Source organism: Amycolatopsis anabasis, assembly GCF_009765355.1.
In the GTDB taxonomy this organism is placed as follows: domain Bacteria; phylum Actinomycetota; class Actinomycetes; order Mycobacteriales; family Pseudonocardiaceae; genus Amycolatopsis; species Amycolatopsis anabasis.
The window spans coordinates 124,847-150,937 of sequence record NZ_VTHK01000003.1; the positions used below are offsets into that span (position 1 = coordinate 124,847).

Genomic DNA, 26,091 nt, shown 5'->3' on the forward strand with positions numbered 1-26,091 from the left:
GCCCCCCAGGTCGTCCGTCACTCCCACTCGATCGTGCCCGGCGGCTTGCTGGTCACGTCCAGCACGACCCGGTTGATCTCGGCGACCTCGTTGGTGATGCGGGTCGAGATCCGCTCGAGGGTGTCGTAGGGCAGCCGGGTCCAGTCCGCCGTCATGGCATCCTCGCTGGAGACCGGGCGCAGCACAACCGGATGCCCGTAAGTGCGCCCGTCGCCCTGCACCCCGACGCTGCGGACGTCGGCGAGCAGCACCACCGGGCACTGCCAGATGTCGCGGTCCAGCCCGGCCCCGGTCAACTCCTCGCGCGCGATGGCGTCGGCCGCGCGCAGCGTCTCCAGCCGGTCCTGGGTCACCTCGCCGATGATCCGGATGCCCAGGCCCGGGCCGGGGAACGGCTGGCGGTGCACGATCGTCTCCGGCAGGCCCAGTTCCAGCCCGACCCGGCGCACCTCGTCCTTGAACAGCAGGCGCAGCGGTTCGACCAGCTCGAACTGGAGGTCCTCGGGCAGCCCGCCGACGTTGTGGTGGCTCTTGATGTTCGAGGTGCCCGCGCCGCCGCCGGACTCGACGACGTCCGGGTAGAGCGTGCCCTGCACCAGGAAACCGAAGTCGCCCTCGGCCTTGAGGTCCCGCTCGGCCTGTTCGAAGACCCGGATGAACTCGCGGCCGATGATCTTGCGCTTCTGCTCCGGATCGGTGACCCCGGCCAGCGCGCCGAGGAAGCGCTCGCGCGCGTCCACGGTGACCAGGTTGACCCCGGTGGCGGCGACGAAGTCACGTTCGACCTGGGTCCGCTCGCCCGCGCGCAGCAGCCCGTGGTCGACGAAGACGCAGGTGAGCCGCTCGCCGATGGCGCGTTGCACGAGCGCGGCGGCGACCGCCGAGTCGACCCCGCCGGACAGCGCGCAGATCGCGCTCCCGTCGCCGATCTGCGCGCGCACCCTGGCGACCTGATCGTCCACAATGGACGCCGTGGTCCACTGCGGGCGGATCCCGGCGATGTCGTGCAGGAACCGGCGCAGCACCTCCTGGCCGTGCGGCGAATGCCCGACCTCGGGGTGGTACTGCACCCCGGCGACGCGCAGGCCGGGGTTCTCGAACCCGGCGATCGGCGCGCCCTCGGAGGTCGCGGTGACGGTGGCCCCCTCGGGGGCCTTGGTGACGCTGTCGCCGTGGCTCATCCAGGCCGGGTGGCGGCCGGGCAGTTCGTGGTGCAGCACGCCGCCGTCGCCGGTGATCTTCACCTCGGTGCGGCCGTACTCGCGGGCCCCGGTGGCCTCGACGGCGCCGCCGAGCGCGCGGGCCAGCAGCTGGAAGCCGTAGCAGATGCCGAACACCGGCACCCCGGCCTTGACCAGTTCGGGGTCCATGCTCGGCGCGCCCGGTTCGTAGACGCTGGACGGCCCGCCGGAGAGGATGATCGCCGACGGTTCGCGGGCCAGGATCTCCTCGGTGCTCGCGGTGTGCGGGACGACCTCGGAGTACACCTGGGCCTCGCGCACGCGGCGCGCGATCAGCTGCGCGTACTGCGCGCCGAAGTCCACGACGAGAACGGGACCGGCCGTGGAAGCGGCGTCGGGCACGAGGAACCTCCTGCGGGTGGGCGCTGTGTCCCTATCGTCCCAGGTGACCCGCGCCACCCCGCGCCCTCCCTCTCGTTTGGCGGGCCGACCGGGGACGGGTGGCCGCACGGGGTGAGGCGGGCCACGTCGTATGCGCGTGGCGACATGCGTGCGTGCTTTGCTGCATCCAATGGGGGACGTGGTTCTACGACGAAAGGAGCACCATGCGCGCGACCGTCATCTACGGGGCCGGGGACGTCCGGATCGAGCAGGTCCCGGACCCGAAGGTGGCCGACCCGACCGACGCCGTGGTGCGCGTGCTCCGATCGTGCATCTGCGGCAGCGATCTCTGGCCGTACGGGGGCATGAAACCCAGTGAGCGCGGGCGCCGCATCGGGCACGAGTTCCTCGGCGTAGTCGAGGACACCGGCGCCGACGTGCACGGCCTGAAGACCGGGGACGTCGTCGTCGCGCCGTTCGTGTGGGCGGACAACACCTGCGACTTCTGCCGCGAGGGCCTGCACACCTCGTGCCGCCACGGCGGCGGCTGGGGCGCGCGCGGCGTGGACGGCGGCCAGGGCGAAGCGGTCCGCGTGCCGCAGGCCGACGGCACGCTGGTCAAGCTCCCGGTCGGCGAGGACGCCGCCCTGCTGCCCTCGCTGCTCACCCTGTCCGACGTGTTCCCCACCGGCCACCACGCCGCCGTCCGCGCTCGCGTCTCCCCGCGCACCGCGGTCACCGTGATCGGCGACGGCGCGGTCGGCCTGTGCGCGGTGCTGGCCGCGAAACGGCTCGGCGCCGAGCGGATCCTGCTGATGGGCCGCCACACCGGGCGCACCGACCTCGGGCGTGAGTTCGGCGCCACCGACGTGGTCGCCGAACGCGGCGAGGAGGGCATCGCGAAGGTCCGCGAGCTCACCGGCGGGGACGGCACGCACGCCGTGCTGGAATGCGTCGGCACCAAGCAGGCGCTGGAGACCGGGCTCGGCGTGGTGCGCGCGGGCGGCACGGTCAGCCGGGTCGGCGTCCCGCAGTACGACGAGGGCCCGGTCGGGCCGGACATGTTCATGCGCAACATCACCGTCACCGGCGGGGTCGCCCCGGCGCGGCACTACATCGAGGAACTGCTGCCGGACGTCCTCGAGGGCCGCGTCGAACCGGGCCGGGTCTTCGACCGGACCGTGGACATCGACGGGATCCCCGGCGGCTACCAGGAGATGGCCGACCGCAAGGCGCTCAAGGTGCTGGTCAAGCCGTAGCGATTTGCCCCGCTGGCCTACCGTTGTGGCCATGGACATGATCACTCCGGAACCCCGGCCCGCCTGGATCGCCGGGCAGCCCGAACAGGGCGAGAGCACGCTCGTCGTGCGCCACCCCTACGACGGCAGCGAGGTCGCCACCGTCGCGGTGCCCGGCGCCGGGCAGGTGGAGCGGGCGGTGGACGCCGCGGTCGCGGTGGCGCCCGCGCTGCGGCGGCTCCCGGCCCACCGGCGGGCCGCGGCGCTGGACCACGTTTCGCGGGCGATCGCCGCGCGGGCCGAGGAGATCGCCGAGGTGATCACCGCGGAGAACGGCAAACCGCTGAAGTGGGCCGAGGCCGAGGTCCGGCGCGCGGTGTCGGTGTTCCGGATCGCCGCCGAGGAGGCCCGCCGGTTCGACGGCGATCTGCAGCGGCTGGACACCGATCCGGCCGGGGAGGGCCGCCTGGCGATCACCCGCCGGGCGCCGCGCGGCCCGGTGCTCGGCATCGCGCCGTTCAACTTCCCGCTGAACCTGGTGGCGCACAAGGTCGCACCCGCGCTCGCGGTCGGCGCGCCGATCATCGTCAAACCGGCCCCGCGCACCCCGCTGGCCGCGCTGATCCTGGGCGAGATCCTCGCCGAGACCGACCTGCCCGAGGGTTCGTTCTCGGTGTTGCCGCTGGGCAACGCGGAAACCTCGGCGCTGGTGACCGACCCCCGGCTGCCGGTGGTGTCGTTCACCGGGTCCGGCCCGGTCGGCTGGTCGCTGGCGGACGCGGCGCCGCGCAAGCACGTGGTGCTGGAACTGGGCGGGAACGCGGCGGCCGTGGTGCTCGCCGACTGGCCGGACATCCCCGGGGCCGCCCGGCGGATCGCGACCTTCGGCAACTACCAGGCGGGCCAGTCCTGCATCGCGGTGCAGCGGGTGCTCGTCGAACGCTCGGTCGCGGACGAGTTCGTCCCGGCCCTGACCGAGGCGGTGCGCGCGCAGCGGACCGGTGACCCGTACGACACCGAGGTCGACGTCGGCCCGGTGGTCGACGAGGCCGCCGCGGAACGGATCGTCGCCTGGATCGGCGAAGCCGTCGACGCGGGCGCCCGGATCCTCACCGGGGGTTCCCGCGAAGGCGCCACGGTGGAACCGACCCTGCTGGCGGACGTCCCGGTCACCACGAAGGCCTGGGCCGAGGAGATCTTCGGCCCCGTGCTCGCGGTGTCCGTTGTGGACGATGCCGGGGCCGCGTTCGCCGCGGTGAACGATTCGGCCTACGGCCTGCAGGCCGGGGTCTTCACCCGGGACGTCTCGCTCGCCTTCCGCGCCTCGGCCGAACTCGAGGTCGGCGGCGTGATCATCGGGGACGTGCCGTCCTACCGGGCCGACCAGATGCCCTACGGCGGCGTGAAGGGCTCCGGCGTGGGCCGCGAAGGCGTGCTCGCCGCGATGCACGACCTCACCGAAGAACGCGTCACCGTCTTCACCGGTCTGGACCTCTAACCCAGCCCAGCGAGGAGTGCTTCGAGGGCCAGTTCGAAGCGCTCCTCGTGCCGGGGCCCGGTGCGCAGGGCCTCGGCGAGGATCGGGAATTCGGCGAGGTGGCCGGTACTGTCCACATCGGACTCCTCGTGTCCCGGGGTGCGGCCCGCTTCGGCGAGCGTGTGGCCCAGCACGAACGTCATCACGGCGTTGAACGTGTCCAGCGCCCGCGGCGGGTCGAATCCGGCGGCGCACAACACGCCCAGGGCGGTTTCGACGCGGGCGGTCGCCTCCCGGCCGCGCACCGGGCGGGTGGCCATGAGCGGCAGCAGCGCCGGATGCTCCAGCATGCGCGTGCGCAGGCCGCGGGCGAGTCCGCCGAGCCAGGTCCGCCAGCCGTCCCCCGGCTCGGGCACGGCCACCGGTTCGACCACCCGGTCGACCAGTGCATCGAGCAAGGCGTCCTTGTTCGGCACGTAGTGGTAGAGGGTCATCGCCTCCACGTCCAGCGCGGCGCCGAGTTTGCGCATGGACAGCGCCGCGATGCCGTGCTCGTCGACGAAGTCCAGCGCCGCGTCGAGCACCCGCTCGCGGGTGAGCCCGGCGCGCGGCCGGGCCCGGCGATCGGCCACGCACGCCTCCCTTGACTTTTCTTACAGCGTAAGAGCAGGATAGCGACCAAGCTACTCTTACGTCGTAAGAAACGAGGGAACATGTCCGAACGGGACAAGGCGGTAGTCCGCCGCTTCATCGAGGAGTTCGTCAACGCCCACGACCTGACCGGCCTGGGCGAGGTGGTCGCCGAGGACGTCACCGAATCCGGCCCGGTCGTCGTCGACGCGCCCTCCGGCGGCCTGGACGCCTTCCGCCGGGGCTGGCAGATGATGCTCGACTCGTTCCCCGACATCCACGTCACCGTCGACGATCTGGTCGCCGAACCCGGCAAGGTGGCCGCCCGGATCTCGCTGAGCGCCACCAACACCGGCTACTACCGCCGCGGCGCGGCCACCGGGAAGCACGCCGAGTGGCGCGGTTTCGTGCTGGCCCGCCTGCGCGACGGGAAGATCGCCCACGTCGACGCGATGACCGACCGGTTCGGCATGCTGCGACAGCTCGGCATCATCGGCGACGACGACGAACTGGCCGCGCCGCGGCGGGCGGGATGAGCACGCTCAGCCGTCGAGCGCGATCGCGTTCTTGGCGCGTTCGATCGATTCCTCGTTCGCCCGCTCGCCGGGGTTCTCGGTGGCCAGGGCCTGGTTGAGTTCGACGAACGGGCGCAGGCGGTCCTGGTAGCGGGCGAACGCGGCCTGGTGATCGTCGGTCCGGCCGAGTTCGTCCGCCAGCACGTAGGCGCCCACCAGCGCGAGGCTGGTGCCCTGGCCGGACAACGCCGAGGCGCAGTAGCCCGCGTCGCCCACCAGGGCCACCCGGCCCTTCCACCACTGTCGCAGGTGGATCTGGGCCATCGAGTCGAAGTAGAAGTCCGGCGCCTGGTCCAGGTACTTGAGCAGCCTCGGCACCTCCCACCGCATGCCGCCGAGCCGCTCGGCGAGCAGCGCCTTCTGCGCTTCGAGATCCCGGTGGTCGTAGTCGAAGCGGTCGGCCTCGAAGCCGAGCGTGACGCGGATTTCGCGGTTGCCGCGCACCGGGTAGATGCCGCCGCCACCGGCGTCACCCCGGAACCACACCTGCCAGTTGTCCAGGTTCAGGAAGTTCTCCGCGCTGAAGATCGCCAGGTAGGTGCCGAGGTGGCGGGCGAACTCCCGCTCCGGCCCGAACACCAGCTCGCGCACCCCCGAATGCTGCCCGTCCGCGCCGACCACCAGATCGAACGTGCGCGGCTCGCCGTGCTCGAAGCTGACCCGCACCCCGTCCACGCCGTCCTCGAGATCGGTGATGGAATCGCCGAACACGTAGTCGACCTCGCGGGTGCGCTCCAGCAGCAGCCGGGTCAGGTCCTCCCGCAGCAGCTCGAGGTCGTCGCTGTCCAGTCGCCCGGCCGACGCGGTCATCTCCGCGGAACGCCAGACCTCGTTGCCCTCACCGTCGAGCATCGTCATCCCGCGCATCCGGGTGCGCACCCGCCGTGCCTGGTCCAGCAGGCCCATCCGGTCGACGACGTCCAGGGCGGCCCCGCGGATGTCGACCGCCTGCCCACCGAGGCGCGGCGCGGGCGCCCGCTCGACCACGGTCGGCGCGAAGCCGTTGCGGCGCAGCCAGTAGGCCAGGGCGGGACCGGCGATGCTCGCGCCCGAGATGAGCACTGTCTTCATGGAAGCCTCCATATACGGTGTACGCGCTGACCGTAGGCCGCTCCCGAATACCGCTACAACTTGCTTGTAATAGGACAGATCCCCTCTCGTGCACCACCTTCGCTGCTAGCATCTGTCCTAGTACAGAAAGGAAGGGTGGCGATGGTCACAGCGCTCGATCCGCCCTACCGCCGGATCGTCACCGAGATCCGGCGGCGCATCGCCGACGGCGAACTGGCCCCCGGCGACCGGGTGCCGTCGACCCGGCAGCTCGCGAAGGAGTTCGAAGTCGCGCTCGCCACCGCCACCAAGGCCCTGGCCACCCTGCGCCAGGACGGGGTCGTGCGCGCCCGGCCCCGCGTCGGCACCGTCGTGGCCGCGCCCACCGCCGCACCGGTCCGGCGCCGCCCCGCGCCCGGCCCGGAACACGAGCTGACCCGCGAACGGATCGTGCGCGCCGCCGTCGAAATCGCCGACGCCGAAGGGCTGGCCGCGCTGTCGATGCGGGGCGTCGCGGCCCGGCTCGGGGTCGCCGCCATGTCGCCCTACCGGTACGTCAGCGGCAAGGACGAACTCGTCCTGCTGATGGCCGACACCGCGTACGGCGAACTCTCCTACCCCGCCGACGCCCCGCCCGGCTGGCGCGCCCGGCTGGAGATCGGCGCCCGCACCCTGTGGGGGCTGCACCGGCGGCATCCGTGGCTGGCTCAGGTCAGCTCCCTCACCCGCCCGCTGCCCACCCCGAACCTGATGGTGCACGCCGAATGGGCCCTGGCCGCCCTGGACGGTCACGACCTCGACGTGACCGTCCAGTTCAACCTGCACGTGCTGCTCTACAGCTACGTGCAGGGCCTCGCGGTCCACCTCGAGCGGGCGGCCCACGACGAGGCCGTCACCGGCCTCTCCGAGGAGCAGTGGATGGACCTGCAGGCTCCCGCGCTCGCCACGCTCGCGACCTCCGGCCGGTACCCGACCTTCACCAGGATCACCGGCGAGTTCCTGCGCCAGGGCTACGACCTGCACCTCGACGAGCTGTTCGAGTTCGGCCTCACCCCGCTGCTCGACGGGATCGCCAGGATCATCGAACGCTAGGCAGCTTCAGCGCGGCGGGCGCGGTCGCGGGCACCGCCGGGTTCTTCGGCGCGACCGGTTCGATCCGGCGGTACCCCTCCGCCTGGTCCGGGCGCGGATCGGCCTCGCCCTTGTTGGGCCAGAAGGAGAACGCGCGCTCGGCCTGCGCGGTGATCGTCAGCGACGGGTTCACCCCGAGGTTCGCGGTGATCGCCGTACCGTCCACAACGGACAGTCCCGGGTAGTTGAAGACCCGGTGGTACGGATCGATGACGCCCTGCTCGGCATCGGTCGCGATCGGGGCGCCGCCGATGAAGTGCGCGGTCAGCGGGATGTCGAAGACCTCGCCCCAGGTGCCGCCCGCGATGCCCTCGATGTGCTCCGCGGTGCGCTGGTTGGCCTCGAACCCGGCCTCGATGAAACTCGGGTTCGGCTCGCCGTGGCCCTGTTTCGAGGTGTACCGGCGGCGGCCGAACAGCCCGCGCTTGGTGTAGGTGGTGATCGAGTTGTCCAGGCTCTGCATCACCAGCAGGATCACCGTGCGTTCGCTCCACCGGTAGCCGTTGAGCAGCTTCGCCGACTGGATCGGGTGCCGGTACAGGAACCGCACCGCCTGCCGCCAGCGCGGCACCTCGGACCTGCCGTCGGTCGCGACGGTCTGCAGCATGCTCATCGCGTTGCTGCCCTTGCCGTAGCGCACCGGTTCGATGTGGGTGATCTCGTCGGGATGGATCGACGACGTGATCGCCACCCCGCGGCTGAAGTCGCGCTCCGGGTCGACCTTGGTGCGGCCGGAGCCGATGATCGCCTCCGAGTTGGTCCGGGTCAGCTCGCCGAGCCGGGACGACAGCCGGGGCAGCGCGCCGGTGTCCTTCATCCGGTGCAGCAGGTTCTGGGTGCCCCAGGTGCCCGCGGCGAGCACGACCTTGCCCGCGGTCAGGGTGTGCCGGAAGCGCCGCGACCGGGTGCCGGTCTTGCGCAGGTCGACCTCGAACGCGCCGTCGCCGCGCGGGCGGACCGCGGTGACCGTGGTCAGCGGGATGACCTTCGCCCCGCCCTGCTCGGCGAGGTAGAGGTAGTTCTTCACCAGGGTGTTCTTCGCGCCGACGCGGCAGCCGGTCATGCACGCGCCGCATTCGGTGCAGCCGGTGCGTTCGGGCCCGGCGCCGCCGAAGTACGGATCGGCCACGCGCTCGCCCGGCCGGCCGAAGTACACGCCGACCGGGGTCGGGTGGTACGAATCGGCCACGCCCAGATCCGCGGCGACCTTGCGCATCACGTCGTCGGACGGGGTGACCGTCGGGTTGGTCACCACGCCGAGCATCCGGCTCGCCTGGTCGTAGTGCGGGGCGAGCTCGGCTTCCCAGTCGGTGATGTGCGCCCACTGGCGATCTCGGTAGAACGGTTTGAGCGGGCGGTAGAGCGTGTTCGCGTACACCAGCGAACCGCCGCCGACCCCGGCGCCCGCGAGCACCATGACGTCGGAGAGCAGGTGGATCCGCTGGATGCCGTAGCAGCCGAGTTGCGGCGCCCACAGGTACCGGCGCAGGTCCCAGGACGTCTTCGCGAACTCGTCGTCGGCGAACCGGCGGCCTGCCTCGATGACCGCGACCCGGTAGCCCTTCTCGGTCAACCGGAGCGCGGCAACGCTGCCGCCGAAGCCAGAGCCGACCACGATGACGTCGTAGTCGTGGTCCGTGGTGGTGTTACGCGCAGTCACAGGTAAAAGCGTAACCCGCGCCACCCGACCTGACCAGAGGTAAGTTACCGCCCAGTCACCCCACCCTGGCCCCGGTGCTCTCGTTTAGCCCGCTAAACGAGAGCCGCGAAGATCATCCGCGGACGGTGAGGCCGACGCGCTGGAATTCCTTGAGGTCGGAGTAGCCGGTCTTCGCCATCGCGCGGCGCAGCGCGCCGAACAGGTTCACCGCGCCCTCGGCGTCCGCGGAGGGCCCGAACAGCAGCGTCTTCAGGTCGACCTCGTAATCCGGTCCGGCGGCGACCCGCGAACGCGGCAGCGACGGGTGCGCGGCGGCCGCGGTCCAGTACAGCCCCTGCCCCGGCGCCTCGGCGGCCGCGGCGAGCGGCGCGCCCAGCATGACCGCGTCCGCGCCGCAGGCGATCGCCTTCGCGATGTCGCCGGAGGAGGTCATCCCGCCGTCGGCGAGCACGTGCACGTACCGGCCGCCGGTCTCGTCGAGGTAGTCGCGCCGCGCGGCGGCCGCGTCGATGATCGCGGTGGCCATCGGCACGCCGATGCCGAGCACGCGGTCGGTGCTGGTCACCCCGGGCGTGTAACCGTGGCCGACGATCACCCCGGCCGCGCCGGTGCGCATCAGGTGCATCGCCGTGCGGTAGTCACCGACCCCGCCCGCGATCACCGGCACGTCCAGGCGCCCGATGAAGTCCTTGAGGTCGAGCGGCTCGCCCTCGCGGGCGACGTGCTCGGCGGAGATGATCGTGCCCTGCACGACCAGGATCTCGACCCCGGCCGCGATCAGATCCGGGGTCAGCTCGGCGGCGTGCTGCGGGCTGACCCGGGCCGCCACGGTCACTCCCGATTCGCGGACCGTGCGGATCGCCTCGGTCAGCAGGTCCACGCGGATCGGCGCGGAGTGCAGTTCCTGCAGCACCCGCACCAGCGCGGTCGGGTCCTCGGGGTGCTCCTCGGCCGCGCGCACGAGCCGGAACATCGCCTCCTCGACGTTGGCCTGCCGGGCCCAGAGGCCCTCGGCGTTGAGCACGCCGAGCCCGCCCAGCTCGCCGATGGCCACCGCGGTGCCCGGCGACACGATCGCGTCCGTCGGATGCGTCACCAGCGGCAGGTCGAACCGGTAGGCGTCGATCTGCCAGCCGGTGGACACCACCGCGGACGACCGGGTGCGCCGCGAGGGCACGATCTCGACGTCGTCGAGGTCGTATGCCCGCCGCGCGGTGCGCCCCATGCCGATCTCGACCAGATCCCGCACGTGAAGTCCCCTCTCGACAGCGATGTGCGCGCTCATTCTCGCCACCACGTTCCCCTTGCGAGCGCACGGGTCCTCATTTAGCCCGCTAAACGAGAGCGGCGGGGCGGGTTCCCTTGGGGTGGCGCGGTTTCTCAGCGGCTGGTGTAGTTCGGCGACTCGACGGTCATGGTGACGTCGTGCGGGTGGCTCTCCTTGAGCCCGGCGGCGGTGATCCGCACCAGCTGCGCCTCCTGCAGCTGCGCGATGGTCTGCGCGCCCGCGTAGCCCATGCCCGAGCGCAGGCCGCCGACGAGCTGGTGCACCACGTTGACCAGCGGCCCCCGGAACGGGATCCGGCCCTCGATGCCCTCGGGCACCAGCTTGTCCTCGGACAGCACGTCGTCCTGCGCGTACCGGTCCTTGGAGTACGACTTCGCCTCGCCGCGCGACTGCATCGCGCCGAGCGACCCCATGCCGCGGTAGGTCTTGAACTGCTTGCCGTTGTGCAGGATCAGCTCGCCCGGCGCCTCCGCGGTTCCCGCGAGCAGGCTGCCCAGCATGACCGAGGACGCCCCGGCCGCGATGGCCTTCGCGATGTCCCCGGAGTACTGGATGCCGCCGTCCCCGATCACCGGGATCCCGGCCGGGCGGCAGGCCAGATCGGCCTCGTAGATCGCCGAGATCTGCGGCACGCCGACCCCGGCGACGACCCGCGTGGTGCAGATCGAACCGGGCCCCACGCCGACCTTCACGCCGTCCGCGCCCGCGTCCACCAGGGCCTGCGCCCCGGCCCGGGTGGCGACGTTGCCGCCGACCACGTCCACGGTGTCGCCGAGTTCCTTCTTCAACGTGCTGACGGTGTCCACCACCGCGCGCGAATGCCCGTGCGCGGTGTCCACCATGAGCACGTCCACCCCGGCGTCGGCGAGCGCCATCGCGCGCTGGTGGCCGTCCGCGCCCACGCCGACCGCCGCGCCGACGAGCAGCCGGCCGTCGGGGTCCTTGGTCGCGTTCGGGTACTGCTCGGTCTTCACGAAGTCCTTGACGGTGATCAGCCCGCGCAGCTTGCCGTCGCCGTCGACGATCGGCAGCTTCTCGATCTTGTGCCGCCGCAGCAGGCCCAGCGCCGCGTCGGCGGTGACCCCGACCTGCGCGGTCACCAGCGGCGCCTTGGTCATCACCTCGCTGACCGGCCGGCTGTGGTCGACCTCGAACCGCATGTCGCGGTTGGTGATGATGCCCACCAGCGTGCCCGCGGCGTCGGTGACCGGGACCCCGGAGATCCGGAACCGCGCGCACAGCGCGTCGACCTCGGCCAGGGTGTCCTCCGGCGAGCAGGTGACCGGGTCGGTGACCATCCCGGCCTCGGACCGCTTGACCACCTCGACCGCCGCCGCCTGGTCGTCGATCGGCAGGTTCCGCTGCAGCACGCCCATCCCGCCCTGGCGGGCCATCGCGATCGCCATCCGGGCCTCGGTGACGGTGTCCATGGCGGCGGAGACCAGGGGAATGCGCAGCGTGACGTTCCGGGAGAGCCTGGTGCTGGTGTCCACGCCGCTGGGCACGACGTCCGATTCGGCGGGCAGCAGCAGGACGTCGTCGAAGGTCAGGCCGAGCATCGCGAACTTGCTCGGCACGTCGGCGGTGGTGATGCTCATAGCGGGCGGGGAGCCTTCCTTGGCTGGTGAAAGTCACGGACCGCGACATCGGGGCCTGTAAACGATGGTATCTGGCGGGCGGTGGGGACCCGCCCGGTACCGTGGCCCCCGTGCCGCACGATGTGTTGCCCCCAGACCCGTTCGCCGACGACCCGAACGACCCGGCCAAAGACATCGTCTCGCTGGACGACCACCTGGACGAGCCGATCGGCGCCGACGAACGCACGGAACTGCTCGCCGACCTCTCGGACCTGGCCGTTTACCAGGCGCTGCTGGAGCCGCGGGGGATCCGCGGCATCGTGGTGGACTGCGGCGAATGCGACCTGCCGCACTACCACGACTGGCACCTGCTGCGGGCCAGCCTCGAGCAGCTGCTGGCCGACGGCCGAATGCGCCCGCACGAGCCCGCGTTCGACCCGAACCCGGCCGACTACGTGAGCTGGGACTACTGCCGCGGGTTCGCCGACGGCGTGACGGCCACCGAGAGCGCCTACTGATCTTCGGCACGACGAAGGGCCCGTGACCGGAGATCGGTCGCGGGCCCTTGTCGTCTCGTCTAGTTGGTGGGAACGCTCGCCGCGCCGGGCGGCGGTGCCTCCGCCGGTGGGTCGCCCCGGGGCACGGTGCCCGGTTCGGTGCCCTGGCCGCCCGAACCCGACGGAATCGAGCTCGAGGTCGGCGGCGGGGTCGTGCTGCTGCTGGGCGGCGTGGGGTTGTCCGAGGTCGACGGCGGCAGCGCGGTGGACCCGGAACCGTCCGTGGGGTTCGACGGGTTCGGCGCCGGCGTCGGCAGCGGGCCCGCGGAACTGCCCTGCGCGGGCGGGTTCACCTGAGGCGGCGGCGACGGCTGCTGGCCGGGGTTCTGCAGCATCGCGCTCAGTTCGCGGTGCTGCTTCATCAGCTCGTCGAGGTTGTCCTCGGAGGCCACCTGCTTCAGCGCGGCCTGCGCGGCGTCGAGCGCCTTGCGCGCGGCTTCGAAGTCGCGTTGCCCGATCGCGAGGAGCGCGGCGTTGAGGTCGCTGCGGACCGCCGCGGCGGCCTCGACCGAACGGGCGTGATCGGCGTAGAGGACCTTGGTCAGGCCCCAGAGCGTGTCTCCCGGCTGGGCGTCCCGGGCGGCGAGCCCGGTGCCGGTGAAGGCGATGGCGAGCACCGCGGCGGCCGCGGCCACCGGCACGAGCATCCGGCGCTTGCGGCCCCGCAGACCGTGGCGGCGCGCCAGCGCGGCCGTCTTCACGGTGGTGACCGCGGTCTCGGTGTCGACCAGCTCGGCGAGCGGTTCGCTGTCGATGTCCCGGCGCCACGCGAGCAGCAGCGCGTTCAGTTCCTGGTCGCCGAGCCCGTCGGCGATCTTGGGATCGGAACCGCCCAGCGCGTCGAGCAGTGCGTCGTCGGCCTGCACGGCGGACAGGTCGGCCGCGAACGTGGCCTCGGCGTCGCCCGAGTGCTCCTCGGCGGGCGTCGGCATCCGTCTTTCGCGTTCGGTCACTCAGACCACCTCCTCAGCGGCCAGTACCTTGCGGAGCCGTGCGAGCGCACGGTGCTGGGCAACCCGGACCGCGCCCGGGGTCGAGCCGACCGCTTCGGCGGTCTCCTCCGCGGACAGCCCTACAACCACACGCAGCACCACAATCTCGCGTTGTTTGTCCGGCAACACTCGGAGCAGCTGGGACATGCGCTCGTTCAGCTCACCCTGCAGGGCGCGCTGCTCGGGACCCACTTCGGCCTCGACCTCGTCCGGAACCTCGGCGACCGGCTCGGCACGGTTGCGGGCCGCCGCGCGGTGCGCGTCGGCCACCTTGTGCTGTGCGATCCCGTAGACGAAAGCCAGGAACGGGCGTCCCTGATCACGGTACGAAGGCAATGCCGTGAGCACCGCGAGACACACCTCCTGGGCAACGTCGTCTGCCGAAGCGAACGAACGCTCCTGCCTGCCAACTCGTGCGCGGCAGTACCGCACTACCAGGGGACGGATAGCGGCCAGCAGCCGCTCGACTGCCTGGGGATCACCCTCGACAGCAGCGGCGACCGGCTCATCCAGTCCATCCCCCACATTGGCCATCGCAGACAACAGTCCCAGCGTTACGTGTAGGCGTGCAAATAGGCCGACGCGTGAACACGAATCTCCCTCACGCCGGTGATTCCTACCGTACCTTCCGACGCCGACAGCGTTCCTTCACGGTCGCCACCGGCGCGCCCCGCCGACGCGGAGCATGGGTCCACCCCTCCCTCGCATACTCGAAACTCCAACGAGCATGACTACGAAAGGGGTACGCGCGCAGCCCGAAAAGGCGGCAAGACGGGCAGGAGCTGACGACCACTGGGCCGATCGGGTGGACTCGCCCAGCGGTCAGGCGCCGGTCAGCTCACGGTGCCGGTTCGGGCAATGCCGGTTCCGACAACGCCCGCCCGGCGACGCACGTTCAGGCGCGGTGCCCGCTCAGGAAACCAGGCCGCGGCGGAAACCGTGCGCCACCGCCTGGGCGCGGTCGCGCACGCCGAGCTTGCGGAACAGCCGGCGCGCGTGCGTCTTGACCGTGTCCTCGGACAGGTACAGCTCGCGCCCGATCTGGCCGTTGCTCTTGCCCTGGCTCATCCCGCGCAGCACCTGGAGCTCGCGCTCGGTGAGCTGCACGCCCGGGTCCGAGGGCTGCCGCGGCGCGGGCACCGAGGTGCTCGCCAGCGTGTGCGCCAGCGCGGCGACCAGTTCCGGCCGCGAGGCGTCCCAGCGCAGGTAGCCGCGGGCGCCGCCGGCGATGGCCGCGGCGATGCTGCCGGCGTCGTCCGGTGCGCCGAACACGATGACATTGGCCTGCGGGTTGGCCGAGACAAGGCGCCGGGTGGCCTCGACTCCGGTCGGCACCGCGCGCTGGGTGCCGACGAGCACAACGTCGACCGGCTGGCGGGAATACCTCGCGAGCAACTCGTCACCGTGCGCTACACAGTCGATGCGACTGACGCCGGGGACGGCAGAGACATCACGCGGGTGAGCCCTTCGCGGACACTGCGTCGGTCGTCGCAGATCAAGACCGTCGTCACGGGGTTTCCTTCCTGCAGCCGGGTGACATTCCATATCCCCTATCGGACGCTTTAGGCCCAACCTTGACACGATCCGGTGGCTTTTTTTAAAAGTTCTTAGCCCGGATGTCGGTATGGGGTGCCCGACGGAGCCAACCCGGTCAGGTCGGCACCCACGGCGAGTCGTCTGCGAGCCGTCTTCCCACAGGGTCCGATCGTAGTAACACTCCGTGCAACACCCTAGACGCTCTGAATCGATACCGCTCGGCGTGTCGCGAAAACAAGTCCGCGGCCAGCAGACCGGCGGGCCAACTGAGCGAACGCAGTTGGTTATCGTCGGCCGCGGCGAGCGCGCCCGCAACCAGCTCGGCCGCACGTTTCCGCTCAGCGGAAGATCCAATCGCGGCCAAGGCCGCGGCGAGCACGAGTTCGGACTTGACGGTGTGCCGCCGCGCGCCGCGTCCGGCGGCTTCGGCCACCGCGCCTTCGGCCGGGGCCACCGCGGCCGCCGGATCGCCCGCCGCCAGTTCGATCTCCGCGCCGACCCAGCCCGCGCGCACGCGGGCGCGCCAGCCGCCCGCCGGGGCACGGGCCCGCAGCCGCCGGGCGGCCGCGATCCGGCCCAGCGCGAGGTTGTCCGCGGCGAGCCCGAGGAAAGCGTCCGCGAGGGCACCCTCGGCGTCCAGGCCGTCCGGATCCGCCGGTCCCCCGGCGCGGCTCGCCAGCGCGAGCGCGGCGCCGTCCAGGCCGCGCGCGGCGGCGTGCCCGCCGAGCTGGCGGCGGTGCGAGGCGAGCGCGGCCAGGGCGAGCGCCGCCGGGACCGGATCGGCTTCCGCGGCCAGCTCGCCGAGCAGCGTGGCCGCCGCGGCGTAGCTCCCCCGCGCGCCGAGGACGATCGCGGTCAGCAGCCGCTCGCGGGCGGAGCCGGTCGCCGCGGCGGCGAGCCGGCGCGCCGGGATCGCGGGCCGGTCGCCGAAGGCCGCTCGGCGCAGGTCTGGTTCGTGCACCGGGCCATTCTCACCGGCTGATCCGGCGCGCCCCCAGCAGCACGTACTCGACGCGCTCCACCGAGTTCCGCAGATCGCCGAGCAGTTCGACCTTGCCGGGCAGCGCGGGCTCGTCCCAGCCCGGTCCCGCGGCGAACATCCGGCTGCGCTGACGGCCCCGGGCGATCCGGTCGAACAGCCGGACGTCGGCCACGCCCGGGCGCTGCGCCCAGAGGACGACGGCGGCGGGCGCGCTGCGCCGCACGGCGACCGCGAGCACCTCGGCCGGCAGCGGGACGCCGAAGAGCTGGGTGCCGATCCGGCGTTCGGCCAGGCAGGCCGCCAGCGCGTAGAGCGGCAGGCTTTCGCGCTCCTCCGGCACGCAGCCGAGCAGCACCGGCCGGTGGTTGCGCGCCTCCGAAAGCACCGGGGTGGCCCGGATCAGCGCCGCGAAAACGCATTCGGCGAGCAGGTACTCGACCTCGGCGCCGGCGCGGTTGCCCCGCCAGCGGGCGCCGAGCGCGGTCAGCACCGGCTGGATCACGCCCTCCCAGGCGTCCAGCACCCCGGCCCGGGCGATCAGCTCGGCGAGCATGCGCTGGACCGCGCCGACGTCCATGGCCAGCGCGGCGGTGCTCAGCCGCCGCGCCTGCCGGGACGGCCCGTCCCGCTCCCCGGCGGGCAGCACCAGTTCGCCGTCCGGGGTGCCGATCCGCAGCGCGGTCTGCGCGACCGTCTCCGGGTTCAGGGCTTGTACCGCGAATCGCGGCCCCTCGGCGGGCTGCGGCGATTCCGGCGGCGGGGGCGGCCCGGATTTGGGCATCTGCTCCAGCGCGTACCGCGCGGCCTCCGCGGTCGACGCGCCCCGGAGCAGGGCGCGCTGCATCAGTTCCAGCCGGCCGATGTCCGCCGGGCCGTAGCGGCGGTGCCGCCCGTCGGTGTGCCGGCTCGGGCCCAGGCCGTAGCGGCGGTCCCAGGTGCGCAGCGTGGACGGGGCGACGCCGAGTCTTCGCGCGACCGAGGCGACCGGCATGGTGGGTTCGGCGTCGGCATCCCGCACAGTCGCCGCGTGGTCGCCGTCGACTGTGTGACCGGAGCCGGACTCGGATCCCACTCGGCCCAATATCCCGGGACGAACCGGGCGCGGCAACCGGAGCCTGAGACTCAGCTCACACATCCGGGGGATGCCTAACGGCTGAATCGACCCGAATTCCTTGAACAAGTATTGACGCGCTTCTAACGTTACGGCCGTTGCACCGAATGGAGTAGTCGGCACCAACAACTGCAGGGAAACCGACCGGATCACGGAGGCGGTCACGATGGCAGACACGCGCAGGCTCCCCGGCCCCAACGCGGATGTTTGGGACTGGCAACTGGAAGGGTCTTGCCGCGGTATGGACAGCGCGTCGTTCTTCCATCCCGATGGCGAGCGCGGGCCGGCGAGAGCGCGGCGCGAGGCGAAAGCGAAGGCGATCTGCCAGTCCTGCCCGGTGCTGGAACTGTGCCGGCAGCACGCGCTGGCGGTGCACGAGCCCTACGGCATCTGGGGCGGGCTGTCCGAATCGGAGCGGGAAAACATCATCAAGGCCGACAAACGCGCGTTGAGCCTGGCGCGCGGATGAGCTCGGTGCTGAGGGGAGTCCGGCTGTTCCGGGCTCCCCTCAGCCGTTTCCGCGGCCGACGGTGAAGCGCTCCCAGCTCGCCATCGCGCTGTCGACCACCGAGCCGAGCTCGTCGGCCGACGCGCCGTCGCGGGCCTGGAGCGAAAGCCCGTACAGGATCGCGAGGTAGTACGCGGTCATCCCGTCGACGTCGGCGCCCGGCGGCAGATCGCCGTCCTCGACACCGCGCCGCAGGCGCTCCCGCAGCGACTCCCGGGTCGACCGCCGCAGCTCGATCAGGAACTCGCAGACGGACCGGTTGCCCGGAGCCACGTTCGTCCCGGCGAGCACCACCATGCAGCCGCGCGGATGCTCCGGACTGGTGTAGGCCACCGCGTTGTCGCGCAGCATGGCCTCGACCGACTCGCGGGTGGTCGCCCCCTCGGCCAGCGCGCGCCCGGTCAGGCCGCCGACGGTCGTGCGGTAGAGCGCGACCGCCTCGCGGAACAGGGCCTCCTTGCCGCCGAACGCGGCGTACAGGCTCGGCGCGTTGATGCCCATCGCCGCGGTCAGGTCGGTCAGCGACGTGCCCTCGTAACCGCGTTCCCAGAAGACGTACATCGCGTTCTTCAGCGCCGCGTCCCGGTCGAACGCGCGCGGGCGGCCGCGTGGTGACATGGGTCTCTTTCCATATCGATCGCTACAAAATTCCTTGACGAGCCGATCGTACGCCCGCAATTATTTAGTGACCACTACAGAAGAGGAGTGAGCTGATGGGGACGCTCGAGGGCAAGGTCGCGCTGGTGACCGGGGGCAGCCGCGGGATCGGCGCGGCGATCGCGGACCGGCTGGCGGCCGGGGGCGCGAACGTGGCGCTGACCTACGTGAGCACGCGGGGCCGGGCGGACGAGGTGGTGTCGCGCATCGAGGCGCACGGGCGCAAGGGGCTCGCGATCCAGGCCGACAGCGCCGATCCGGCGGCGGTGACCGCGGCCGTGGAGGGCACGGTCGAGGCGTTCGGCGGGCTGGACATCCTGGTGAACAACGCGGGGATCTTCCCGACCGCGTCCATCGAGGACGTGACCGTGGAGGACATCGACCGGACGCTGGCGATCCACGTGCGCGCGGTGCTGGTCGCGGCGAAGGCGGCCGCGCCGCATCTGCCGCGCGGCGGGCGGATCATCACGATCGGCAGCAACCTGGCCGAGCGGGTGCCGTGGCCGGGGCTGAGCCTGTACGCGGCGAGCAAGTCCGCGGTCCTGGGTCTGACCCGCGGCCTCGCCCGGGATCTGGGGCCGAAGGGGATCAGCGCGGTGGTCGTGCAGCCGGGGTCGACGGAGACCGAGATGAACCCGGTGGACGGGCCGCATTCGGACGCGCAGCGCGAACTGTCGGCGTTCGGCGAGTACGCCTCGGCCGCCGACCTCGCCGAGACGGTCGCCTTCCTGGCCGGCGACGGCGGCCGCTTCGTCACCGGCTCCGCCGTCACCGTCGACGGCGGCTTCAACGCCTAGGCGCCCCAAGGGGTTCTCAGTTAGCCCGCTAAACGAGAACCTCGGCGCGCGATTCGGTGGGGCACAAGAAAACGGGGCGGCACTCGGGTGGAGTGCCGCCCCGTTTCGCGGGTGGGTGGGCTAGTGCGCGTGGCCGTGCCCGTGGCCCGCGGCGCCCTCGTCCTCCTCGGCCGGCTTCTCCACCACGGAGCTCTCCGTGGTGAGCACGAGCCGGGCGATGGACGCGGCGTTGGCCACCGCGGAGCGGGTGACCTTCACCGGGTCCACGATGCCGGCGGCGAGCAGGTCGGTGAGCTCGCCGGTGGCGGCGTTGAGGCCGTGCCCCCAGCCCAGCTCCTTGACCTTGGACACGATGACCGCGCCCTCGTGGCCCGCGTTCGTCGCGATCCAGTGCAGCGGCGCGGCGAGCGCGTCCCGCACGATCTTGACGCCGACCGCCTCGTCACCGGCGAGGCCGAGGTTGCCCTCGAGTTCCTTGACCGCGTGCACCAGCGCCGAACCGCCGCCGGGCACGATGCCCTCCTCGACCGCGGCCTTGGTGGAAGCCACCGCGTCCTCGATGCGGTGCTTGCGCTCGTTCAGCTCGGTCTCGGTGGCCGCGCCGACCTTGATCACCGCGACGCCGCCGCCGAGCTTCGCGAGCCGCTCCTGCAGCTTCTCGCGGTCCCAGTCGGAGTCGGTGGTCTCGATCTCCTTGCGGATCTGCGCGATCCGGGCGTCGATGTCGGCCTTGGTGCCCGCGCCGTCGACGATCGTGGTCGTGTCCTTGGTGACCTCGATGCGCCGCGCGGTGCCCAGCACGTCCAGCCCGGCCTCGGACAGCTTGAGGCCGACCTCGGCGGAGATGACCTTCGCTCCGGTGACGACCGCGAGGTCGTCCAGGAACGCCTTGCGGCGGTCGCCGAAGAACGGCGCCTTGACCGCGACCGCGCTGATCGTCTTGCGCAGCGCGTTCACCACGAGGGTGGACAGCGCTTCGCCGTCGACGTCCTCGGCGATGATCAGGACCGGCTTCTTGGCCTCGGCGACCTTCTCCAGCAGCGGCAGCAGGTCCGCGAGCGCGGAGATCTTCTCCCGGTGCAGCAGCACGTAGGCGTTCTCCAGGATCGCCCGCTGCTCCTCCGGGTTGGTGGCGAAGTGCGCCGACAGGAAGCCCTTGTCGAACTGCACGCCCTCGGTGATCTCCAGCTCGGTGGCCAGCGTGGAGGACTCCTCCACGGTGATCACGCCGTCCTCGCCGACCCGCTCCACGGCCTCGCCGAGCAGCGCGCCGATGGTGGCGTCACGCGAGGTCACGGTGCCGACCTGGGCGATGTTGTCGCGGCCCTTGACCGGGGTCGCCTTGGCCTTGAGGACTTCGACGACCTTCTCCGCGGCCGCCTCGATCCCCCGGCCGACCGCGGTCGGGTTGGCGCCCGCGGCCACGTTGCGCAGGCCGACCTTCACCAGGGACTGCGCCAGCACGGTGGCCGTGGTGGTGCCGTCCCCGGCGACGTCGTTGGTCTTGGTGGCCACGTTCTTGGCCAGCTGGGCGCCCAGGTTCTCGAACGGGTCGTCCAGCTCGATCTCGCGGGCCACGGTCACGCCGTCGAGGGTGATGGTCGGGCCGCCGAACTTCTTGTCCAGCACGACGTGCCGGCCGCGCGGGCCGAGCGTGACCTTCACCGCGTCGGCGAGCTTGTTGACGCCGCGCTCCAGCGCCCGACGAGCGTCCTCGTCGAAATTGATCTGTTTAGGCATCAATTACCTCTCTGAAAGCGAAACGCCCCGGCCCCCGGCAATGCGGGGCCCGGGGCGTTAGCCGCTGTAACCGGTCGTCAGTTGATGACGGCCAGCACGTCGCGAGCGGACAGGATCAAGTAGTCCTCACCGTTGTACTTGACCTCGGTGCCGCCGTACTTGGAGTAGATGACGACATCGCCTTCCTTGACGTCCACCGGGACGCGGTTGCCCTTGTCGTCGATCCGGCCCGGGCCCACGGCCAGAACCTTGCCCTCCTGGGGCTTTTCCTTAGCGGTGTCGGGGATGACGAGACCGGAAGCCGTCGTCTCCTCGGCCTCGCTCGTCTGGACAACGATCTTGTCCTCGAGCGGTTTGATGTTCACGCTCACCGGGTTGACCTCCACGGGTCGTCGAAAGCGTCGGTAGGTGCTTATTACATTCTTTGGATTGCCCGATTCCGGTTCGCGGCCGCGCCGCTTCCCGTCCTCGCGCAGTCGGCGCCTACCACCCCCGCCGTCGCGGGTGCCGGGGCGTGTTCGGTGCCTTGCGATTAGCACTCTAGCCACGTGAGTGCTAGCCGCGCAAGGAGGGTCCCCACCAGCCTCGATTCGGCTCCGCGCGAGTGGGGTACCTCACCCGCCGCGCACTCCGGCGAGGCCGCCCCGCCCAGGCCGAACTTGAAGGGAATTCACCTGCTGGCCACCTTTTCGGGTTTGTCCCGTTCGACGGCCGCCGGGTGCGATCGAGCGCGACTGGTCCCCACCACGAGGAGTTCATCGTGCCCGAAAACAGTCGCGTCTCCCGCCGGTCCGTGCTGCTCGGCGGGGCGGGAGCGTTCGCCGTCGCCGCCGGGACCGCCGGGCTCGCCCGGGCTTCGGCCGCGCCGGGCGCCGGGCTGGCCAAGCCGGTCGGCGAGGCCTTCACCCTCGGCGTCGCGTCCGGTGATCCGACCCCGACCGGGGTGGTCCTGTGGACCCGGCTCGCCCAGAACCCGCTCGCCGAGGACGGGCTCGGCGGGATGCCGGCCCGGGGCGTGCCGGTGCAGTGGCAGATCTCGAAGAACGAGCGGTTCACCAGGATCGTGCGCGCCGGAACCGCCTGGGCGGCGCCCGAAGCGGCGCACAGCGTGCACGTCGAGGCCGAGGGCCTGGCCCCGGGCACCGAGTACTTCTACCGCTTCCGCACCGGCAACGCGGTCTCGGCGACCGGCCGCACCCGCACCGCCCCCGCCCGCGGCCAGCTCGGCGAGCTCACCATGTGCTTCGCCTCCTGCGCGCACTACGGCGAGGGTTTCTTCACCGCCTACCGCCGCATGGCCGAGGACCACCCCGGCCTGATCCTGCACCTGGGCGACTACCAGTACGAGTACGCGTCGAAGGCCAAGGACGTGCGCAAGGTCCTCGGCCCGGAGACGGTCAAGCTCGCCGACTACCGCCTGCGCCACGCCCAGTACAAGACCGATCCCGACCTCCAGCTCGCGCACGCGACCGCGCCGTGGCTGGTGGTGTGGGACGACCACGACGTGTATCAACCAACAACACCCTAGCACGCCCCGCGCGCTGTTCAGGCTAGGTCGACTTCGACGGTGCAGCCGGTCCGATCGTTCGATGTACGCTGGTCAGAGGCGGATTGGGCTCCAACTAGCGCGGGTGGTCAGATGGTTTCTCCCGGTTCCGGTCAGCGGACTGCCGGTGGTCGCCGCTGTCAAGGTTGCGGCGGGGTGCTGGCTAAGGACAACACGGCCCAGTTGTGTGGTCGGTGTCATCGGGAGCAGCGCGACCAACTCCGCACGCCGCCCGCGCAACTCAGGAACGAGTTCTTCGAGACGGACGAGTTTCGCGCGGCATTTGAAAGTCAACATATAGGCAAGGTCTTCAAGGCTTTCAGAAATCACCCCCAGTACCTGAAGCTTTACGGCAAGGGGCTCAACCAAGAACTTCTAGGGCGCTGGCTTGGGCTCACGCAAGCACAGGTGAGCAAGCTTGAAAACGGCAAGCCTGAGCAGAACCTTGAAGTCTTGCGGAACTACGCCAGGATTCTACATCTCCCTCAGCACTTGCTTTGGTTCGATTTTCCTGGGCAGAGTCGACTATACAAGTCGCGAACGGAACGCGATGGTAACGGTCTGATCGTTCCGCAATCGCAAGATGAGATCTTGGTAGCGAACACGGGGATGGACACGCTCGAACTAATCAAGCGCGTGCGGTCATCGGCGATAGATTCTTCAACTATTGATGCGGTCAACATCACTGTTGAGCAGTTGTGTTGCGACTATCCGCACGCGGACGCTCGTGAGTTGGTGCACAGCGGCAGAGAGTGGCTCGGCAAAATGACTGAGTTGCTCGGAGGACGCCTTACACTCGCTCAACATCGCGATATCCTCAGCAATGCCGGAATGCTCGCGTTGCTCGTTGGCTGCCTTGAGAACGATCTCGGCGATGAGCGGGCCGCCGAAGCAACTCGGCGCATGGCGATGGACTTGGGTAAAGAATCTGGCGAATCCGGGATTGTGGGTTGGTCTCACGAAATGCTTGCGTGGTTCCACCTCACGGCGGGAAATTACCGCGCAGTCATCAATGCGGCTGAGGCGGGGGTACGGGCGGCTCCCTCCCACTCCGTTGCGGTACAACTCTACGGCCAGCAGGCGAAGGCGTATGCTCGCATGGGGATGCCGGAAGAGGTACACCAAGCGCTCGAAAAAGGCCGCGCCTTGCTCGACAAGCTACCTTTCCCGGAGCGGCCCGAAAACCACTTCGTTGTCGATCCGGATAAGTGGGACTTCTACGCCATGGACACCTACCGGCTTGTTGGCGAGGACAGCCTTGCGAAACGCAACGCCTTAGAGGTTATCCGACGCGGCATCAAATCCGATGGCACGGTAGCTACGCCGATGCGCAACGCGGAGGCTCAATTAACCTTGGCCGTTATCGCTGCAAGGCAGGGCGAGCTCGAGGAAGCAGCTACCCTAGGTATTGAAGCCTTGCAGAATGGCAGGAAGAGCCGACCTTCGCTTGTAATGGTCGCCGCTGAGTTGGAAAACGAATTCGACACCTACGGGCAGCGCGCCGGGGCGGACTTTCGTGAATTGTTCAACGAGGTCAAGCGCACGGACTGACCCCGCGTGCGATTTCGTCTACTGCGGACTGTTGCAGTTAGAAGTCCCGATATAAGGTGGTTTGTGGGCAGGCCCGGCAGATCCGGGGCCGGTTCACCAGCAGGCAGCCCTTACGACCACACCGGATACAGCGCCGCCACACGAACCGCCGCCGAGACCTGCCGAACATCTCCGACCAGATACCCACCACCGTCATCACCCCCTTGCAGGGTGTTCGCCCGTGTCCTGAACCGCTACGGCCCCTCGTAAACGACGGCCTTGCAGTCGTTGCACACGCGCTTGTAGATGTAGACCCCGTTCACCCTCCGCATACTCTCGGTTTGGTTGCGGTGCGAACATCCTTTGGCCAACGAAAACCCCTTGCTGTCGCTGGAAAGCGTGGGGACGGACGGGACAGGGGATCACCACCCGCCCCACGCCGGTCTTACTGCTCGGACATCTCTTCCAGTTGGGTTTGCAGGAACGCCGCCAGATCACCCGCCCCGCTTTGGATCTCGTGCAGCAGCCGGATGAACTCCGGCCATTTCGCCGGGTCCGCCGGAGGCACCAGCGCCAAACTGTCCGGATCGGCGTAGACCACCAACGCCACCAACTCCGGCGCGCCCGGAGGCCGCACGGTGTGCATGCCTGCCTGTGCTTCCGGTCCCGGCTTCCACTGGGCGTTGAACGCCACCCTCATCACTTCCTTCCTGATTGGCCGCCTTAGCCTTGTCCGCCCAGGTGCTGGCCTGAATCTCGAAAGACTGCGCCGCCGTCTCAATCGCGGCCGACTGCCACCACGGCAAAAATGTGTGCGCGCTGATCTCCCGCCACGTTTCCGCGACTTTCGACGACGCGACCGCCATATCCCAGGCCACCACCGGATCACCGAGACGAGACGTCGCCTCCCGGTCGCACGCTGACTCGTAGTCCCGGTAAGCGCGCTGCCACGCACTCACCAACTCCGCCGAGATCATGAAGTGACCTCCTTAAGGCCCATCGTTCTCACTCGCCCTCTTTCGTTCGTCAGCCCTCGCAGCTTCATACGGTCGCCACTCGATACACCTCGGGCGTTTTCTCGTTTCGAGCCATTCGAGTAGGGCCGTCCGCGCTTGCGCTATCGAGATCAACGCGGAACGCGGAAACACGGAACCGGTCGTTCCGCTGAAGATAAGATCAACCTCGGGCAGCGGTCGTTTCGGGTTGTATGAATTGGCCATTGGCATAACAGGGTCGTCATGGTCGGCGTAGTTGAGCGCGGCGAATCCGCGTGTGGTCGATACGCTGACCCGGAACTGGTGATTGGGGATCGGGCCGTCTTGTGAGCTGTGAAACTCGACGTCGCCGACGTATAGGATTGTTTCCCAGTGAACGTGATCCGTTTTTAGGATCTCGTCGATGAGCCTGACCGATTCCGGCATGCCGTGCGTGACGCGCGCGCTGCCTGTGGTCAAGACGGCGGTGACGATCATGCCGGGATCACACCGCTACGTCGGGGATGGGTCATCGGGAGGTTGCCTGCCCTTGCGGTTGAGTTTTTAGGGGTCGGTGGCAACCGTGCGTCCACAATGGAGAGGCGTCTATATCAACCTGAGCATGCGGCATGTCGGCAGCGGAATATCTCCTGGTCACAAGCACTTACGCCACGGGGAACCGATGCGATTTTCCGTCTCCCCGCTCACGCGTGCGGGCGACTCGGCGACACCGACCTTTCCCCGGGGGCGCAGCCCCCTCGCGATGCCCGGTCGCGCGGCCTAACCGGCCGTGTTTTCGCTGGTCACGAGCTTGCCGCGGGGCGTGGTCCGCAGTCGGTTCCCCTCCGTCCGCTGATCAACATTCCGGACAAGAATAAACATGCCCAAATATTCCTTCTCGGAATACCGGAACGGCCTGATATTGGCGCCAAGCTGCGGTTATTCTCGCGCCGGCATATCGGTATTCCGCTAG

General features: G+C 70.2%; 23 protein-coding genes and 2 pseudogenes. 9 read left to right on the forward strand and 16 right to left on the reverse strand.

Annotated elements, in window-relative coordinates; genetic code table 11:
* Positions 1-17: 17 nt before the first annotated feature.
* On the reverse strand, positions 18-1,583 hold the full coding sequence (gene guaA / locus FXO23_RS04695; protein ID WP_158881127.1) for a glutamine-hydrolyzing GMP synthase: 1,566 nt from the start codon (positions 1,581-1,583) through the stop codon (positions 18-20).
* A gap of 203 nt (positions 1,584-1,786) precedes the next feature.
* On the opposite strand from guaA, the gene FXO23_RS04700 reads away from it, so the two are divergent.
* Entirely contained in the window at positions 1,787-2,821 is a 1,035-nt protein-coding gene (locus tag FXO23_RS04700) for a zinc-dependent alcohol dehydrogenase family protein (protein ID WP_158881129.1), read from the forward strand.
* Positions 2,822-2,852: 31 nt separating this feature from the next.
* Positions 2,853-4,298: an aldehyde dehydrogenase family protein gene (locus FXO23_RS04705; RefSeq protein ID WP_158881131.1), complete on the forward strand. Its 1,446-nt coding sequence runs from the start codon at positions 2,853-2,855 to the stop codon at positions 4,296-4,298.
* Here the strand turns inward: FXO23_RS04705 and FXO23_RS04710 are convergent.
* Positions 4,295-4,909: a TetR/AcrR family transcriptional regulator C-terminal domain-containing protein gene (locus FXO23_RS04710; RefSeq protein ID WP_158881133.1), complete on the reverse strand. Its 615-nt coding sequence runs from the start codon at positions 4,907-4,909 to the stop codon at positions 4,295-4,297. The genes FXO23_RS04705 and FXO23_RS04710 overlap by 4 nt on opposite strands.
* Before the next feature lie 81 nt (positions 4,910-4,990).
* Here FXO23_RS04710 and FXO23_RS04715 point away from each other — a divergent pair, with 81 nt between their 5' ends.
* Positions 4,991-5,443, forward strand: a complete 453-nt coding sequence (locus tag FXO23_RS04715; RefSeq protein WP_158881135.1) for an ester cyclase — start codon at positions 4,991-4,993, stop codon at positions 5,441-5,443.
* Positions 5,444-5,449: 6 nt separating this feature from the next.
* Here FXO23_RS04715 and FXO23_RS04720 read toward each other — a convergent pair whose 3' ends face one another.
* On the reverse strand, positions 5,450-6,553 hold the full coding sequence (locus FXO23_RS04720) for an FAD-dependent monooxygenase (protein ID WP_158881137.1): 1,104 nt from the start codon (positions 6,551-6,553) through the stop codon (positions 5,450-5,452).
* Positions 6,554-6,694: 141 nt separating this feature from the next.
* Here FXO23_RS04720 and FXO23_RS04725 point away from each other — a divergent pair, with 141 nt between their 5' ends.
* Complete coding sequence (locus FXO23_RS04725) at positions 6,695-7,624, forward strand: GntR family transcriptional regulator (RefSeq protein ID WP_158881139.1); 930 nt, start codon at positions 6,695-6,697, stop codon at positions 7,622-7,624.
* On the opposite strand, the gene FXO23_RS04730 is transcribed toward FXO23_RS04725, so the two are convergent.
* The 3 genes from FXO23_RS04730 to guaB all read right to left on the reverse strand — a co-directional run bounded on the left by FXO23_RS04730 (position 7,611) and on the right by guaB (position 12,209).
* Positions 7,611-9,323, reverse strand: a complete 1,713-nt coding sequence (locus FXO23_RS04730; RefSeq protein WP_158881141.1) for a GMC family oxidoreductase — start codon at positions 9,321-9,323, stop codon at positions 7,611-7,613. The two genes, FXO23_RS04725 and FXO23_RS04730, sit on opposite strands and share 14 nt — an antisense overlap.
* Positions 9,324-9,435: 112 nt before the next feature.
* The gene (locus tag FXO23_RS04735) at positions 9,436-10,572 is read right to left on the reverse strand and encodes a GuaB3 family IMP dehydrogenase-related protein (protein WP_158881609.1); all 1,137 of its coding nucleotides are present in this window, start codon (positions 10,570-10,572) and stop codon (positions 9,436-9,438) included.
* Between the two features lie 131 nt (positions 10,573-10,703).
* The gene (gene guaB / locus FXO23_RS04740; protein WP_158881143.1) at positions 10,704-12,209 is read right to left on the reverse strand and encodes an IMP dehydrogenase; all 1,506 of its coding nucleotides are present in this window, start codon (positions 12,207-12,209) and stop codon (positions 10,704-10,706) included.
* A gap of 101 nt (positions 12,210-12,310) precedes the next feature.
* On the opposite strand from guaB, the gene FXO23_RS04745 reads away from it, so the two are divergent.
* On the forward strand, positions 12,311-12,706 hold the full coding sequence (locus tag FXO23_RS04745; RefSeq protein ID WP_179956683.1) for a DUF5319 domain-containing protein: 396 nt from the start codon (positions 12,311-12,313) through the stop codon (positions 12,704-12,706).
* Positions 12,707-12,765: 59 nt separating this feature from the next.
* Here the strand turns inward: FXO23_RS04745 and FXO23_RS04750 are convergent, their stop codons facing one another.
* The 5 genes and pseudogenes from FXO23_RS04750 to FXO23_RS04770 form a co-directional block, all read right to left on the reverse strand.
* Positions 12,766-13,698 carry an anti-sigma-D factor RsdA gene (locus tag FXO23_RS04750; RefSeq protein WP_425484838.1) on the reverse strand — a complete coding sequence of 311 codons (933 nt, stop codon included), beginning with the start codon at positions 13,696-13,698 and terminating at the stop codon, positions 12,766-12,768.
* Positions 13,699-14,271: a sigma-70 family RNA polymerase sigma factor gene (locus FXO23_RS04755; RefSeq protein ID WP_158881145.1), complete on the reverse strand. Its 573-nt coding sequence runs from the start codon at positions 14,269-14,271 to the stop codon at positions 13,699-13,701.
* 378 nt (positions 14,272-14,649) lie between these two features.
* Positions 14,650-15,248 (reverse strand): annotated as a pseudogene (locus tag FXO23_RS04760) (response regulator transcription factor).
* A gap of 140 nt (positions 15,249-15,388) precedes the next feature.
* Positions 15,389-16,234, reverse strand: coding sequence for a hypothetical protein (locus FXO23_RS04765; protein ID WP_158881149.1), 846 nt, complete (start codon positions 16,232-16,234; stop codon positions 15,389-15,391).
* A gap of 10 nt (positions 16,235-16,244) precedes the next feature.
* Positions 16,245-17,246 carry a MerR family transcriptional regulator gene (locus FXO23_RS04770; RefSeq protein ID WP_246256957.1) on the reverse strand — a complete coding sequence of 334 codons (1,002 nt, stop codon included), beginning with the start codon at positions 17,244-17,246 and terminating at the stop codon, positions 16,245-16,247.
* Between the two features lie 286 nt (positions 17,247-17,532).
* Here FXO23_RS04770 and FXO23_RS04775 point away from each other — a divergent pair, with 286 nt between their 5' ends.
* Positions 17,533-17,835: a WhiB family transcriptional regulator gene (locus FXO23_RS04775; protein ID WP_179956684.1), complete on the forward strand. Its 303-nt coding sequence runs from the start codon at positions 17,533-17,535 to the stop codon at positions 17,833-17,835.
* Positions 17,836-17,874: 39 nt separating this feature from the next.
* On the opposite strand, the gene FXO23_RS04780 is transcribed toward FXO23_RS04775, so the two are convergent.
* A complete protein-coding gene (locus FXO23_RS04780) occupies positions 17,875-18,492 on the reverse strand; it encodes a TetR/AcrR family transcriptional regulator (RefSeq protein WP_158881153.1) in 618 nt (205 codons plus the stop codon).
* A gap of 95 nt (positions 18,493-18,587) precedes the next feature.
* Between FXO23_RS04780 and FXO23_RS04785 the strand changes: the two genes are divergently transcribed.
* Positions 18,588-19,328 carry an SDR family NAD(P)-dependent oxidoreductase gene (locus tag FXO23_RS04785; RefSeq protein ID WP_158881155.1) on the forward strand — a complete coding sequence of 247 codons (741 nt, stop codon included), beginning with the start codon at positions 18,588-18,590 and terminating at the stop codon, positions 19,326-19,328.
* A 120-nt stretch (positions 19,329-19,448) separates the two neighbouring features.
* On the opposite strand, the gene groL is transcribed toward FXO23_RS04785, so the two are convergent.
* A complete protein-coding gene (groL, locus tag FXO23_RS04790; RefSeq protein ID WP_158881157.1) occupies positions 19,449-21,068 on the reverse strand; it encodes a chaperonin GroEL in 1,620 nt (539 codons plus the stop codon).
* Between the two features lie 77 nt (positions 21,069-21,145).
* Positions 21,146-21,439: a co-chaperone GroES gene (gene groES, locus FXO23_RS04795; RefSeq protein WP_026360373.1), complete on the reverse strand. Its 294-nt coding sequence runs from the start codon at positions 21,437-21,439 to the stop codon at positions 21,146-21,148.
* Between the two features lie 389 nt (positions 21,440-21,828).
* Between groES and FXO23_RS04800 the strand changes: the two are divergent.
* Together FXO23_RS04800 and FXO23_RS04805 are read left to right on the forward strand one after the other, a co-directional pair.
* A pseudogene (locus FXO23_RS04800) lies at positions 21,829-22,575 on the forward strand (alkaline phosphatase D family protein); the annotation flags it as partial.
* A 195-nt stretch (positions 22,576-22,770) separates the two neighbouring features.
* Positions 22,771-24,165 (forward strand): helix-turn-helix domain-containing protein, encoded by a 1,395-nt coding sequence (locus FXO23_RS04805; protein ID WP_158881159.1) that lies wholly within the window; start codon positions 22,771-22,773, stop codon positions 24,163-24,165.
* Between the two features lie 424 nt (positions 24,166-24,589).
* Here the strand turns inward: FXO23_RS04805 and FXO23_RS04810 are convergent, their stop codons facing one another.
* Entirely contained in the window at positions 24,590-24,844 is a 255-nt protein-coding gene (locus FXO23_RS04810; protein ID WP_246256909.1) for a hypothetical protein, read from the reverse strand.
* A gap of 289 nt (positions 24,845-25,133) precedes the next feature.
* Positions 25,134-25,616 (reverse strand): Imm1 family immunity protein, encoded by a 483-nt coding sequence (locus FXO23_RS04815; RefSeq protein WP_158881161.1) that lies wholly within the window; start codon positions 25,614-25,616, stop codon positions 25,134-25,136.
* Between the last annotated feature and the right edge of the window lie 475 nt (positions 25,617-26,091).